The sequence below is a fragment of the Candidatus Francisella endociliophora genome (genome assembly GCF_000764555.1).
Classification (GTDB): domain Bacteria; phylum Pseudomonadota; class Gammaproteobacteria; order Francisellales; family Francisellaceae; genus Francisella; species Francisella endociliophora.
Genome location: NZ_CP009574.1, coordinates 1,002,812 through 1,016,849 on the forward strand (window position 1 = coordinate 1,002,812; position 14,038 = coordinate 1,016,849).

Consider the following 14,038-nt stretch of genomic DNA (forward strand, 5'->3'; position numbering starts at 1 on the left):
TATAATACTACAGCTTATGAAAACGTAATTTCTCCCACTCAAAACATTTACCAGGATCTGTTTTCCTGCCTGGAGCTATATTCTCATGTCCTGTAATATTTCTCAAACTTGAATACGATTTTTTGAGATCTTTTAACAATATATTTAGGCTCTCATATTGAATGTCTGTGTATACAGTTTTATCAGTACCTTGCATTTCTATACCTATGGAGAAATCATTGCAACCATCTCGCCCGTTATATTTGCTTATGCCTGCATGCCAAGCTCTATCATCTACACAGACGAACTGAACTATCTCACCATTTCGCTTAATATAAAAATGCGCAGAAACCTTGACTCCCTCTAAACTTTTAAAGCTATCATGCTGATTACAATCTAGACTATTTGTAAATAAATCCTCAACATTAGTATTTTGATACTTTCCTTCTGGAAGACTTATACAGTGTATAACTGCTAAACTAATATCATTTTTATCAGGTCGCTGATTAAAGTTTGGACTACTAATATGCTGAGCTTTTTTATACCAACCTTGTTTGAACATTTTAGGTTTTAAAAGTTAGTTATGATAATATTATACTCTATCAACTAATTCGGTAATTTTGAATAATTTAATTATGAATTGTATTGACTGTAAACTTGTAAAAAATACTACTATATTTGGCATTTTAACTTTGATAATTGTTACATTTAGTTACAATTTCATTGACATAAAAGTCACTAGCATAATACATACTAGTGACTTTTTTGGTACTGGTATAAGCACATTAGCTGTTTTTTTCTCAAAAATATTTTCACCTAAAATATGGGCAGTAATTACTGTAATAGTTACAGCAATATGTATATTCAAATATATAACTAAAAAGACATCTCCTAAGCTATACACCATGTCTTTAACTCTAATAATTACATTCTTTATCTCTGGAACTTTAAAAGTACTTTTAGCAAGAAGTAGACCTGAGCTTTTACTATTTGATAATCAATATGGTTTTCATTTTTTTTCATTTAAAAGCGCATATAATTCAATGCCTTCTGGCCATACCGTATTTACATTTGCAGGCTTATTAGCTGTAGCTAACTTTTTTGAGAAAAAATATATAACATTAATAGCGATAATTATAGGATGCTTGGTAGCAGCTAGTAGAGTTATCATTTTAGATCATTATGTTTCCGATGTGATAGTTTCAGCTTATATAGGTACATTTGCTTACCTATGGGCAAAAGCTTTTGTCGAATCAAATAATTTAACTACTAAAAATGAATGAAAAAATAAATAAAACCAAACAAGCTCTGATACTTGCAGGGCTTAAACTTTTTGGTGAATATGGCCTTGAAGCCACTTCTACCCGTATGCTTGCAAACGAAGCAAATGCTAATATATCTTCTATAAAATATCATTTTGAGAGCAAAGAAGGCCTATACCACGCTGTCGTAGAATATATATTCTCAAAAATAATGTCTGGTAATAAAGAGGTTATGAGTTCAATAGTATTAGAGATCAATAATCCCGAACTATCTAAACAAAAAGCTAAAGAAATTTATAAAAAACTATTTTTAAATATTGCAAATATGTTGATTGGTAATGAAGAGTCTAGAGATTGGGCAAAGATAATCATACGTGAACAAGCTAGCCCAACTGCAGCATTTAATATAATGTATGAAGGACATATGAAACATATTTTAAATATGGCTCTAAAGTTAAGCTCTGTAATTTATGATTGTAAACCTGATAGCAAGCTAATAGCTATTAGACAACAGATAGTAATTGGGCAAATACTAGGATTCGTTGTTGCTCGAGAAAGTTTTAAAAGAATGAGTAATAATGAAAATATTCAAGATCTGAAAGCTGATATTATGCAACAGATTTCGATATGCATTGATGCAATTATAAACACACCTTTATTTCTCTAGGGCAAACATAATAATAGTTTTAATAAAAAATATCTTGCTTACCACTACACAATAAAATCAAACGATTGATTTAAATAATGTTTGATAAAATAAATATTCGGTTTATAATCCTTATTTATTAAAATATTTTTTGTAGCTATCAGTATGAACAATTCAAAAAAGATAATAATCATAATTTTTATTTTAACGACTATTATTACTGCTAGCTGCTACTACCTGTTACGAACGAATCAAAAAATTATTCCTGGCTATGTATCTACAAATATACGTTACATATCCTCAGAAGAATCAGGCAGACTTATTAGATTAAATGTTAAAGAAGGACAATTAGTAAAAAAAGGCGACCTACTATACTCATTAGACTCAATTAAGATGACACATGATACAAAGGGACAATTAGATAACACTAAAGTCTCTGCAAACATAATTAGTGCAAATGCAGACCTTAAATATGCTAAAGCTGAATATCTTAGACAAAAGAAACTGCTCAGCTATGATAGTACTTCTGAAAAAAGTTACCAGTCTGCTTATGCTAACTACATAAAGGCGAAGGCAAAAGTTGATTCTGCAAATGTTAAATCCATAGAAAAAGCATATGTATATCAGATATTTTATCAACCTGGAGAAGAAATCTCAGCATATAATCCTGTAGTATCACTTATAAACCCAGATGACGTATATATTGTGTTTTATGTTTCTAAAGAAGATCTAGACAAAGTACATTTAGGAAAACAAATTACTCTTAAAACGGATACAGGTTCACAATCAACTGCTACGGTTAACTACATCTCAAAAGATGCTGAATATACGCCGCCACTGTTATATGGAATAAATGCGGATTCTGAAATATCTTTTGAAGTTAAAGCTAAAATAGAATATTCAGCAAATAGTTCAGATATCCATATTGGTGAACCTGTAAGAGTGAGTTTGTGATGAGTAGCGAAGATAAATTTGTCATAGATGTTAAAAACCTTACTAAAGTTTACGGGGATAAAACTGTAGTTGATGAAATATCTCTAAAAGTTAGCGAAGGTGATATTTATGGTTTTTTAGGTCCTAATGGCTCAGGTAAGACAACATCTATTCGTATGGTTTGTGGATTACTACCTATCACTAAAGGAGAAGGAACTTGCCTTGGTTATGATATTGGCACACATGGTACTAAGATCAAAGAAAAAGTTGGCTATATGACACAAAAGTTTACCTTGTATCAGGATCTTACAGTTAGGGAGAATCTCAAAACATTTGCAAGACTCCATAACCTTAAAAATATTAAAGAGTCAGTTGAAAGAGTGATAGATGATCTTGAAATAGGTAAAGCTAGAGCAAATCAAAAAGCTAGAGAGTTATCTGGTGGCTGGAAGCAACGCTTAGCTTTGGGAGTCGCTATAATCCATGAACCAAAACTACTCCTTTTAGATGAGCCAACAGCAGGTGTTGACCCTAAGGCAAGACGACAGTTTTGGGATTATATTTCCACACTATCTAATAAAGGTATAACAACCTTAGTTTCTACGCATTATATGGATGAAGCGGAGCGGTGTAATAAGCTATCTTACATAGCTTATGGAAAAATGCTCTCTAGTGGTACACAACAAGATATTATCGATAGTTGTAAGATTAAGACTTATAATGTCTCAGGGCAGAATGTCTTTAGACTAGTAACAGAGCTTCAAGATAGCTTACAAATTGAACAAGTTTCAATGTTTGGAAATAGTGTTCATTTAAGTATAAAAAATGATAGTGACATAGAACCAATTGAGAAACACTACCAAGAATATCAATGGCAACAAATTGAAACTTCACTTGAAGATGCTTTTATTTATCTAATGAAAAATGAACAGGATAATTTTGCATGATAAAGTACTTTAGTTTTAATAGGTATTACGCCATTCTTCTCAAAGAAGTTATCCATATGATGAGAGATAAGCTTACTATAGGTTTAGTTATAGGTATCCCTCTTATACAACTTATACTCTTTGGGTTTGCTATAAATATGAATCCAAAGCATTTAAGTACAGCATTAGTTAATTATGATAGAACTATACAAACTAATTATTTAGTTAGTAAACTAAACAATACTGACTATTTTAATATTAAATATCAAAACTTATCTCAACAAGAGGCTGTGACTTTAATGCGTCAAGGAAAGGTTCAATTTATTATTGAGATCCCACCTGAGTTTACCAAAAATGTTTATACAAACAAAAAGCCTAATATTTTGGTAATTGCTGATGGTGCAAGTGCTAATGCAAGTGCGGCAGCATTAGATGCAATGAATAAGGTTAAAAATATTTATAGTAGCTATTTTACAAAAGGAGCTACTAAATCAACAAATAATTATCCATTTAATTTTGTGATACATAATAAATATAACCCTGAAAATAAAACCCAAAACACAATCGTGCCAGGATTAGCAGGGGTTATATTAACAATGACTATGGTTATGGTTACAGCTATGACAATAACTCGAGAAAAAGAATATGGAACTATGGAGTCATTATTAGCAACTCCTGTAAGCTCATTAGAAATTATTTTTGGTAAAATAACTCCGTATGTTTTAGTAGGATATATACAGCTTCTGTTGATTATATTTTTTGCTAAAGTGATATTTGATGTAACAATTATTGGAAGCATTTTTTTGCTATTAGTAGCAACATTACCATTTATTCTAGCTAATTTAATAGTAGGGATAACTTTCTCAACTATTGCAGAAACACAACTGCAGGCTATGCAAATGACTTTCTTTTTCTTTTTACCGTCGATATTGTTATCAGGATTTATGTTTCCGTTTGATGGTATGCCGGAATGGGCACAGTTTATAGGTAATATTTTACCGTTAACTCATTACTTAAATATCATTAGAGAGATATTGCTCAAAGGTGGCGGACTATTTGATATTTTAAATAGTATTTATCCATTATTTATATTTATGTTTGTAGTGTCAATAATATGCTTGAAGCGATATAAAAATACTATATAGGGTACCTCTATAACTAATACTTAAAAATATTATTCAATAAACTCTTTAAAAAAAGTTAATGCTCTACGATATACATCTCGTTTAAAATCAACTACATGGTTTATTGGATACCAATAGCTAACCCAACGCCAATTATCAAACTCTGGTGAATCATTTGCTTCTAAATCTATATTACTCTCTGAAGCTTTTAGCCGAAGCAAAAACCATTTTTGCCTTTGACCGATACAAAGAGGTCCCCTGCTTCTAATTAAAGAATCTGGTATATTATACTGATACCAATCTCTAGTTGACCCTACAACTTCAACATCATGCGGACGTAATCCAACCTCCTCATGTAGCTCTCGATACATTGCTTGCAGAGGTGTTTCTCCAACACTTACACCTCCCTGGGGAAACTGCCACGAGCTTCTATTTTTTCTTTGCCCCCAAAAAACTCTATTTTGTTTATTGAGCAATATTATAGCTACATTTGCTCGATAACCATTTTTATCTATCATAATCAAAGAAGAAATTTCTTTTACCTAATTTTATTGTAAACTAATTTTTTATAGTTTTATATTTTTATGATGTAGATAAATATTTTTAGTCTTCATTATAGTGACCAATAGCAGCTCCTGTACCTCCACCTACTACGGCTCCTGTACCTCCACCTACCACGGCTCCTGCGCCTGCTCCACTTAGAGCACCTGCACCGGCTGTCGCACCTGCCACCCCCAAACATAAAGGTGCCCCAAGCCCTAGTGTTATAGCCATACAAATAACAAATCCAAGACCTGCTCCTACTACGGCTCCTCCCATAGCTCCAGTTCCTGCTCCTACAGCAGCTCCAGTTCCTGCTCCAGTCGCAGCTCCAATTTCAGCCCCCTTAGCAGTTTTTGATTGAGTTGCGCATGAAGTACTCATCATAGTAATTAAAATTATCAAAAAAGCTACTGTGATTTTTCTTAACATTTCTTTCATATATAAACCAAAATTAGTAAAAATAAATATAAATAATACACTAATATTTATTTCATTGCTGCAATAATTATAATTTTTTTACAATGCAATTTTTCGTTAGTATTTATAATGTAAAAAATCAGAACTATTAGTATACTAAAATAATCATTTTCATTACTTGAAATAAGCAAGCTTATCTACTATGGTTACTAACTAGTATATCAAGAACTAAAATAACTAATGGATTTTAAAAAACGTGCCTTTTTTTATGGTACTTTATCAGGGATATTTTGGGGGCTTGATTACACCTTAGCGGGTCAAGTACACACCCTTTTAACCATGACATTTCTAGTATCAATGTGGCTAACCTCCATACATGATCTTGGTGTAGCAGCAACAGTTGGTGTAGTTTCAAGATCATCCATAAAAAAAGTCAAGAGTTTAAAATTTTGGCAAATGGTTAGTATTTGCTGTATTCCATTATTAGGTGGCTTAGCTATGACCATGTATATGCTATCTGCCAAATACATAGCGACAGGCACAGCAATAGTACTATCATCATGCTACCCTGCTATTGGTATGATAGGTGCAAGAATATTTCTTAAAGAAGCTCTAACACCTCTAAAAACATTAGGATTTATAATTGTTATTTTGGGAATTACTCTTACAGCTTATGGAGAACTTTCAGATAAACCCAATCAATTAATTGGACTTTTCTTTGCCATATTTGCAGCAATTTTTTGGGGATTAGAAGGAATAATATACAAGGTAGTTCTAAATGCTGGAGTTTCTGCAAACACACTACTATTTTTACGCAAGATTTCTACCATCATCATATTTCTACCATTTACATTTATGATTATTCATACAGTTAGCGTATATATTTTATTATTGATCGCAGCTATTGGAATTATAGGATATATTGCAGACCTTGCGTATATGCAAGCATTTAAATATTCAAATGTTGCACTTGCTATGTCTCTTAATATTACATATATTATTTGGGGACCTTTATTTGCATTTTTGTTATTTGATCAAGATATTAGTTTTATTATTTTAGCTGCGTGTGCTGTTTTAATATTCACAGGCAACTTCTTAATTTTTAAATCCAAGTCTGTATATTAAAATATAGAATTCTCACCATACATATAATTAGGAACTTGAAAAGTATATTTTGTATACCCTCCTACTAAATCAGAAGATTGATCTCCTATTGAGATAAGAACTTCATAGCCTAAAGATTCTATATAAGCTCTTCTTTCTGCTTTGAAGTTCTTAAAAGTCTCTGACTCATATTCTGCAATATCTTTAGGGAAAACAAATACATCCTCAAAAAAATGAAACCCTGCAGATTGTAACGCTTGTTTTGTCGCATCTAGATACTCTGCTAGACGAGCGCTTATAAAAAAGATCTTTAAACCTTTTTCTAAACAATATCTATAGAAATCTAAAGTCGCCCTAATTGACTCTCCATTAGTACTTGAAATTAGTATTTGCCAAATTTCATGATTTTCGTCTTGAGGAAACCCTGCTTTACTAAATGGTAAATAATGATTTAGAGATGTTTCATCAATATCTAACACTATAGCGTAACCATCTAGAGATTTTTGAGAATCAATAATTCCTTTTGGTTGTTCAAGAATTTTTGCTACAGCATTCTCATGAGCATCACTTTCATAAAAAGAAATAACTTCCTGTTTTGTCATATAGTCTACTTCAAGCCCAACTCTTTAAGCCTTTCATTTAAAAACATTTCTGCTTTTGGATACTTGTCAGACAAATAAACATCAGATTTTGGATGCACAAAACATGGAGTAGAAATTCTATCTAAATTTTCTATTTCACCCTCAGGTTTTACCACTCTGTGCTTAGTAGCAATATACTCACCATTTGTCATTTCCTGAAGCATATCACCAATATTTATCACTAAAGATTCGCTATCACACGGTACATCAAACCACTCATTAGTTACAGGTGATAAAACTTGCAATCCAGGAGATGATGCTATTGGTAGTAGTGTTATAAGGTTAATATCTTCATGTGCTGCAGCCCTTACAGCACCAGGCTCTTCATTTCCCTGCATAGCAGGATAATGCAAAACTCTAAGAAGAGTGTTTTCATAAGAAACCGTATCTCTTAATCTTTGAGGTAACTTCTTTGCAATTTTTGGATCAATATGATCATCTATCCATTGAAGAAGTGTTTCACCTAACTTCATCATTTTTTCAAACATTTCTTTAGCAGCATTACTAACTTCTGTAGGATATCTACCGTTTGGAAAATATAAATGATAAAAATGCTTAATATCCTTTACAGTCTCACCCTTAGCTACCTCAGAAACATCTTTTGGAAAATAACCATCTTGTTTCTCAACATCAAAGAGATACTTCTCGGCATCACCTGATTTTAAGAATTCTTGCCACTCGTTATAAACTGTTTGAATCAAGCTCCAATCAATTGGATGAGTCTTTAAAACTGCAAAACCTGTTTCTTTTAGTGATTTAGTAAACTCTTCAGCTGCATTATCTGCATAATAATCAACACTACGAATATTCATTTGTGCTCCAGTATTTTTTGAGAAAAAGATATTTAATTTCGAATGTATTATATCAATAATAACTTTCTTATGCATTAAGTACATAAAACTATAAGAGGTAAAATATTATATCTATACTGCCTCTATTTTTTCTTATTAGTTTTATCTTTTTGGACTTTAAATTTTTGAATTTTTTGTTTAAAAGTAATCTCAACTCTATCAAGAAACTTAGCAAATCTTTTACTAACAGCAATTACCGGTAAAAAAGATAATCCAATAAACAGTAATCCTGGTCCAGGTATAAATAACATAATAAAACCAGCAAAAAGTGATACCCCAGAAAATGCTAATAAAACAATTAAAATCAAAGGATTAGATAACCTGCGTCGGAAATACTTATGTAAGCAATAAAATCTTTTTCCAGATTTTAATTTAACAAATTTTGTAATCCTAAACATTTTATAATTACCAACTCTACCCTCTAGGATGATGTTTTTGATATATCTCTTGTAAGCGGTTTTGTGAGATATGTGTATAAATTGTAGTCGTTGAAACATTACTATGGCCAAGTAACAATTGTACAGAACGCAAATCCGCACCATGATTAAGCAAATGTGTTGCAAAAGCATGTCTCAAAGTATGTGGAGAAATATCAGTATTTATACCAGCTATTAGAGCGTAACTTTTAATACGATGCCAAAATGATTGCCTTGTAATTCTTTTAGCATGCTTACTTATAAAAACAGCTTTTTCCTTAAAGTCTTTAGATAAGCTTGAACGAGCTTCATTAAAATATTTATGTAAGTACTCAAGAGCATACTCACCTATAGGTACTATACGCTCTTTTGAGCCTTTCCCTATCACTTGAATCACACCAACATTTAGATCCATATCATCGATATTAAGCCCTACAAGTTCACTTACACGCAAGCCTGTAGCATACATTAACTCAAGCATAGCTTTATCACGGATACCAATATCCTCTGTCAAATCAGGAGCTTGTAACAATCGCTCAACATCAATCTCTGTCATATCTTTTGGTAAACTTTTTGCTAATTTTGGTAGAGTAAGTTTAGCGGTAGGATTTTTATCAGCTTGTCCTGTTGATATAAGCCAAGCGTAGAATTTACGCAATGTAGAGATCATACGAGCATTTGAACGGCTACCATAACCATTTTTTGAACGATATGAAATAAAAGCATATAACTGCTCAAAATCTAAGCTAATGAGATCAACTTTTGAAAAATAATTTTGTAAGAATTTAAGATCTGTACGATAAGATGATATAGTGTTTTGACTCAAGCCATGCTCAAGCCAAAGATTATCAAGAAAAGCATCAACGGCTGTAGACACTTTTTAATTTTCCTAGAATTATACTTTTTCTTTAATTCTAGCAGCTTTACCAGTACGACCTCTCATGTAGTATAGCTTAGCTCTACGAACATCAGCTCTCTTCTCTACAGTGATACTGTCGATCAATGGTGAATGAGTTTGGAAAGTTCTTTCAACACCCATACCTGAAGACATTTTTCTTACAGTAAAAGCAGAATGAAGACCTCTATTTCTCTTTCTAAGAACAAAACCTTTGAAAGCCTGGATTCTTTCTTTATCACCTTCTCTAATCCATACATTAACTGTTACTGAATCACCTGGATTAAACTCAGGAAGGTCAGTTCTGATTTGTGACTTTTCTACTAGCTCAACAAATTTATTTTTCATTATTTTCTCCTTTTGTGCTTACCTTATCTTTTTTATAATCATTTATAATTTGCTTATCTTCTGCAGATAGGCATAGGCACTCTATTAAATCTTTACGACGCTCATAAGTCCTTATCAACTTCTGTTTACGCCTCCATTTAGCTATCTCTTTATGATTCCCAGATAACAAAACATCAGGTACTGCATTACCATCTGGTAAAACAGCTGGCTTTGTATAGTGTGGGTAGTCTAAAAGACCATCATAAAAAGAATCCTCAATCATAGAATCCTTATTACCCAACACCTCTGGTAATAGTCTAATTAGACTATCCATAACTAGCATAGCTGGGAGCTCACCACCACTTAATACAAAATCACCTACAGAAATTTCTTCATCAATATGATCTTGTATCAGGCGTTCATCAACCCCTTCATATCTACCACAAAGCAGTATTAGTGAATCACTTTGTAAAAGCTCGAGGGCTTTTTTATGATTAAATACACCACCTTGAGGTGACAAGTATACAACTTTTGTATCACAACCTAAAGTTTTTTTTGCATCTTTGATAGCATCTGATAGTGGTTCATACTTCATAACCATGCCAGCTCCACCACCAAAACTAGTGTCATCTACTGTAGCATACTTATCTGTTGTATAGTCTCGTGGGTTAAAGCAATTTATAGAGACTTTAGAATCTTTCACAGCTCTAGCAGTAATCCCGAAATCGTTTATTGCTTTAAACATTTCAGGAAATATTGATATTATTCCAAATTTCATTTCTGTAAACCTATAACTAAATCAGCTCTAATTGTAGTGCCTAGAACTAATAAACACAAATATTTGAGCTATTTAAAGGCGTATATTTTGTAGCGGAGATCATTGATCTGTCATAATAATGACAGCACAATGTGCTATCACTACATTAAATTATTAAAATTAGATTTATTTAATAGTCGTATTCCCAATCAACAACTATTTTTTTAGAATCAAGGTCTTCACTGACTATATACTGCTTAACATAAGGAATCAGATATTCTTCTGATTCTTTTTTACAAACTAGAACTTCATTTGCTCCCGTTTCAATAATATCAATAACCTCACCAAATGAGTCATTATTAGTATTAACTACAGAACACCCAATCAGATCTTTAAAATATGCTTCATCTTTTTCAGCTTTTGGTAAAGCTTCTTTTGGTACGCCAATTAAAGCATTAACATATTTTTTTGCAGTTTCTGCATTATCGACATTAGCAAGCTTGATATATAGCTTATCACCCCTTCTCAAAACACTTTCATCTTTGAGAGGTTGCCAAATACTATTGGCAGGCAACTGAATATACCAGTTACCATAACTTAGAAGAGTTTCTATTGAATTTGCCAACGGATATAAATTAAGCTCACCATCAAGCTTATATGTAGCACCAAGTTTGGCTATTTCTACGAAATCCTGTGACATAAAGAAAAAATACTATGAAATTAATTACGCAGCTTTTTTAGCTTCTTTAATCAGGCTAGCTACTCTATCTGATGGCTGAGCACCTTTTGCTAACCAAGCTTCTGCCTTAGCAACATCAAGCTTCAATCTTTCTTCACCACCTTTAGCTAAAGGATTAAAGAAACCTAGTCTTTCGATAAACCTGCCATCTCTTGGGCTTCTTTTATCAGCAACTACGATTCTATAGAAAGGACGCTTTTTAGCTCCACCACGAGCCATACGAATTACTACCATTTAATTATTCTCCGGTTTTTATCTTTTATTTTTAATATTTCAATTTTACCAGCTAAGCTTAGCAGCCATAAACTTAGCAAAAAATTATGCAAAAATTTAATAGCAATACTTTAAATGCTCTTAAACCAAAAGTCAATAGTTGACTTCATATAAACATACTATATAATCATCAACTGTCGCTGAATTTAACAAACAACTTGCTTGCGACTTTAAATAATAAGCTAAAGCGTTTCTACTAAATTTTTATCATAAAATTTCCTAGAAGCCTTTTAGCAAACTAAAAGGAGAAATAAAATGTCAAAAAATTATTTATTCACATCTGAATCAGTATCAGAAGGTCATCCAGACAAATTAGCCGATCAAATTTCAGATGCAATTTTAGATGAAATTTTAAAACAAGATAAAAATGCTCGTGTAGCATGTGAAACTCTTGTAAAAACGGGGATGGCTCTAGTAGCTGGTGAAATCTCTACTTCTGCTTGGGTAGATATAGAAGAACTAGTTAGAAAAGTAATCGTTGAAACAGGTTATGATGACGCAAATAAAGGTATCGATGGAAGAACTTGTTCTGTAATTAATGCCATTGGTAAACAATCTGGTGATATTGCCCAAGGTGTCGATCGAGGTTCATTAGAAGACCTTGGTGCAGGTGACCAGGGGCTAATGTTTGGTTTTGCTACAAATGAAACTCCAACACTAATGCCTTCAGCAATTTACTATTCTCATTTGCTCATGAGAAAGCAAGCTGAACTTAGAAAATCAGGTAAGTTAAACTGGTTAAGACCAGATGCGAAAGCTCAAGTTACTTTAGCTTTTGAAAACGATAAGCCTAAATTCATCGATACAATAGTTTTATCAACACAACATGATGAATCAATATCACAAAAAGAGCTTCATGATATAGTGATTGATGAAATTGTCAAAGAAGTTATTCCTGCTGAGCTGATTACAAAAGATACTAAGTATCACATTAATCCAACAGGCGTATTTCTAATTGGTGGACCTCAAGGGGATTGTGGTCTTACAGGCAGAAAAATTATCGTTGATACTTATGGTGGTGCTGCTCATCATGGTGGTGGAGCATTCTCTGGTAAAGATCCATCTAAGGTTGACCGCTCTGGTGCTTATATGGGTAGATATATTGCTAAAAATATCGTAGCAGCTGGACTTGCTGATAAATGCGAAGTTCAAGTTGCCTATGCAATTGGTGTAGCAAAACCTGTTTCTTTAATGGTTAACACTTTTGGAACAGGTAAAATCACAGATAACAAAATTGAAAAACTAGTAGCCGAGAACTTCGATCTAAGAGTTGGTAAAATTATCGAAAACCTTGATCTGTTAAATCCTATATATAGAAAAACATCGAACTATGGTCATTTTGGTCGTGAATTAGCAGAATTTAAATGGGAAAAAATAGATAAAGCTGATATCCTAAAATCTGCTGCTAAACTATAAAATTTATACTTGGTCTGTTGCTATATATGGCCTATTCTTAGCACTATAACTTGTTAAGACTTTAGCACTCCCTTCAGGTAATATACCATCATGGATAAAAAGCTTGCTAAGTTCTGATTTACTATATGTTGATATTGTTATATAAGCATCATTAGGTAATTCTTCAAAAGTTATATTGCTTAATTTTTGTCTATTCAAATGATATATTTCAGCTCCAGATGATGAACGATCAAAAACTATATCTTTTATACCTCTTGTATGAGTAAGGGAATATTCATCCAAATATTGCTTATAAAAAACATACTGTTCTTTAGTAAGTAGAAAAAACTCTAAATTTCCTTTTTCCTTTAAAAAATTATTACTTATATAAATAAGTTTTTTGCAACCTTCACCTTCATTTAAAGGATCATTCATAGATATAGCGTAAACTCTAAATATACGATATCTAATAAACATATATAAATATATCTTACGGAATAATTTACGAGCTATTCCTTGACCCCTATAATTTTTATCAACTTTTAAATCGCAAAGATACCAAGCTCTTCCCCCCAGCTCTAAACTTTTCACAATACCACAAGCTGAACCAATAACCTCTCCATTTTTAACAACACACCAATAGTGCATTTTTCCCATATTTTCATAATATGCAAAATAATCATTACCATGCTCAATAGTAAATGTGCTTTTTCCAAGTGGATAAACTATCTGTTTTTTTAAATTAGATAATTGAGAAGAAAGTTCAGACCTATTTTTACTTGTAACTTTTATGATTTTATACATTTAAGT

General features: G+C 32.2%; 19 protein-coding genes. 7 read left to right on the forward strand and 12 right to left on the reverse strand.

Annotated elements, in window-relative coordinates; all coding sequences use genetic code 11:
- Positions 1–7: 7 nt before the first annotated feature.
- The gene (gene ampD, locus QI37_RS05010) at positions 8–541 is read right to left on the reverse strand and encodes a 1,6-anhydro-N-acetylmuramyl-L-alanine amidase AmpD (protein ID WP_040009114.1); all 534 of its coding nucleotides are present in this window, start codon (positions 539–541) and stop codon (positions 8–10) included.
- A gap of 73 nt (positions 542–614) precedes the next feature.
- Here ampD and QI37_RS05015 point away from each other — a divergent pair, with 73 nt between their 5' ends.
- The 5 genes from QI37_RS05015 to QI37_RS05035 all read left to right on the forward strand — a co-directional run bounded on the left by QI37_RS05015 (position 615) and on the right by QI37_RS05035 (position 4,891).
- Positions 615–1,262, forward strand: coding sequence for a phosphatase PAP2 family protein (locus QI37_RS05015; protein WP_040009115.1), 648 nt, complete (start codon positions 615–617; stop codon positions 1,260–1,262).
- Positions 1,255–1,908: a CerR family C-terminal domain-containing protein gene (locus QI37_RS05020; protein ID WP_040009117.1), complete on the forward strand. Its 654-nt coding sequence runs from the start codon at positions 1,255–1,257 to the stop codon at positions 1,906–1,908. The genes QI37_RS05015 and QI37_RS05020 overlap by 8 nt, the downstream gene beginning before the upstream one ends.
- A 144-nt stretch (positions 1,909–2,052) precedes the next feature.
- On the forward strand, positions 2,053–2,841 hold the full coding sequence (locus QI37_RS05025) for an HlyD family secretion protein (protein WP_040009119.1): 789 nt from the start codon (positions 2,053–2,055) through the stop codon (positions 2,839–2,841).
- Entirely contained in the window at positions 2,841–3,767 is a 927-nt protein-coding gene (locus tag QI37_RS05030) for an ABC transporter ATP-binding protein (protein WP_040009120.1), read from the forward strand. Before QI37_RS05025 ends, QI37_RS05030 begins: the two co-directional genes overlap by 1 nt.
- Positions 3,767–4,891 carry an ABC transporter permease gene (locus QI37_RS05035; RefSeq protein WP_040010717.1) on the forward strand — a complete coding sequence of 375 codons (1,125 nt, stop codon included), beginning with the start codon at positions 3,767–3,769 and terminating at the stop codon, positions 4,889–4,891. Before QI37_RS05030 ends, QI37_RS05035 begins: the two co-directional genes overlap by 1 nt.
- 29 nt (positions 4,892–4,920) lie before the next feature.
- Here QI37_RS05035 and QI37_RS05040 read toward each other — a convergent pair whose 3' ends face one another.
- Complete coding sequence (locus QI37_RS05040; RefSeq protein WP_040009121.1) at positions 4,921–5,388, reverse strand: RNA pyrophosphohydrolase; 468 nt, start codon at positions 5,386–5,388, stop codon at positions 4,921–4,923.
- 85 nt (positions 5,389–5,473) lie between these two features.
- On the reverse strand, positions 5,474–5,851 hold the full coding sequence (locus tag QI37_RS05045; protein WP_052399159.1) for a YMGG-like glycine zipper-containing protein: 378 nt from the start codon (positions 5,849–5,851) through the stop codon (positions 5,474–5,476).
- 219 nt (positions 5,852–6,070) lie between these two features.
- Here QI37_RS05045 and QI37_RS05050 point away from each other — a divergent pair, with 219 nt between their 5' ends.
- Positions 6,071–6,955, forward strand: a complete 885-nt coding sequence (locus tag QI37_RS05050) for a DMT family transporter (RefSeq protein WP_040009122.1) — start codon at positions 6,071–6,073, stop codon at positions 6,953–6,955.
- Here QI37_RS05050 and QI37_RS05055 read toward each other — a convergent pair.
- From QI37_RS05055 to rpsP, 8 genes are all read right to left on the reverse strand, one after another.
- Positions 6,952–7,536 (reverse strand): HAD family acid phosphatase, encoded by a 585-nt coding sequence (locus tag QI37_RS05055; RefSeq protein WP_040009123.1) that lies wholly within the window; start codon positions 7,534–7,536, stop codon positions 6,952–6,954. The two genes, QI37_RS05050 and QI37_RS05055, sit on opposite strands and share 4 nt — an antisense overlap.
- 5 nt (positions 7,537–7,541) lie before the next feature.
- Positions 7,542–8,387, reverse strand: a complete 846-nt coding sequence (locus tag QI37_RS05060; RefSeq protein WP_040010719.1) for a 2OG-Fe(II) oxygenase family protein — start codon at positions 8,385–8,387, stop codon at positions 7,542–7,544.
- Positions 8,388–8,509: 122 nt separating this feature from the next.
- Positions 8,510–8,824 (reverse strand): hypothetical protein, encoded by a 315-nt coding sequence (locus tag QI37_RS05065; protein WP_040009124.1) that lies wholly within the window; start codon positions 8,822–8,824, stop codon positions 8,510–8,512.
- A 16-nt stretch (positions 8,825–8,840) separates the two neighbouring features.
- On the reverse strand, positions 8,841–9,719 hold the full coding sequence (xerD, locus tag QI37_RS05070) for a site-specific tyrosine recombinase XerD (protein ID WP_040009125.1): 879 nt from the start codon (positions 9,717–9,719) through the stop codon (positions 8,841–8,843).
- 18 nt (positions 9,720–9,737) lie between these two features.
- Positions 9,738–10,085 (reverse strand): 50S ribosomal protein L19, encoded by a 348-nt coding sequence (gene rplS, locus QI37_RS05075; protein WP_040009126.1) that lies wholly within the window; start codon positions 10,083–10,085, stop codon positions 9,738–9,740.
- Positions 10,075–10,842 (reverse strand): tRNA (guanosine(37)-N1)-methyltransferase TrmD, encoded by a 768-nt coding sequence (trmD, locus tag QI37_RS05080; protein ID WP_040009127.1) that lies wholly within the window; start codon positions 10,840–10,842, stop codon positions 10,075–10,077. The genes rplS and trmD overlap by 11 nt, the downstream gene beginning before the upstream one ends.
- 169 nt (positions 10,843–11,011) lie before the next feature.
- Positions 11,012–11,521 carry a ribosome maturation factor RimM gene (rimM, locus tag QI37_RS05085; RefSeq protein WP_040009128.1) on the reverse strand — a complete coding sequence of 170 codons (510 nt, stop codon included), beginning with the start codon at positions 11,519–11,521 and terminating at the stop codon, positions 11,012–11,014.
- A gap of 24 nt (positions 11,522–11,545) precedes the next feature.
- Positions 11,546–11,794 (reverse strand): 30S ribosomal protein S16, encoded by a 249-nt coding sequence (rpsP, locus tag QI37_RS05090; protein WP_040009129.1) that lies wholly within the window; start codon positions 11,792–11,794, stop codon positions 11,546–11,548.
- A gap of 294 nt (positions 11,795–12,088) precedes the next feature.
- Here rpsP and metK point away from each other — a divergent pair, with 294 nt between their 5' ends.
- Positions 12,089–13,249, forward strand: coding sequence for a methionine adenosyltransferase (metK, locus tag QI37_RS05095; RefSeq protein ID WP_040009131.1), 1,161 nt, complete (start codon positions 12,089–12,091; stop codon positions 13,247–13,249).
- A 3-nt stretch (positions 13,250–13,252) separates the two neighbouring features.
- Here metK and QI37_RS05100 read toward each other — a convergent pair whose 3' ends face one another.
- Positions 13,253–14,032 (reverse strand): GNAT family N-acetyltransferase, encoded by a 780-nt coding sequence (locus tag QI37_RS05100; protein ID WP_040009133.1) that lies wholly within the window; start codon positions 14,030–14,032, stop codon positions 13,253–13,255.
- Between the last annotated feature and the right edge of the window lie 6 nt (positions 14,033–14,038).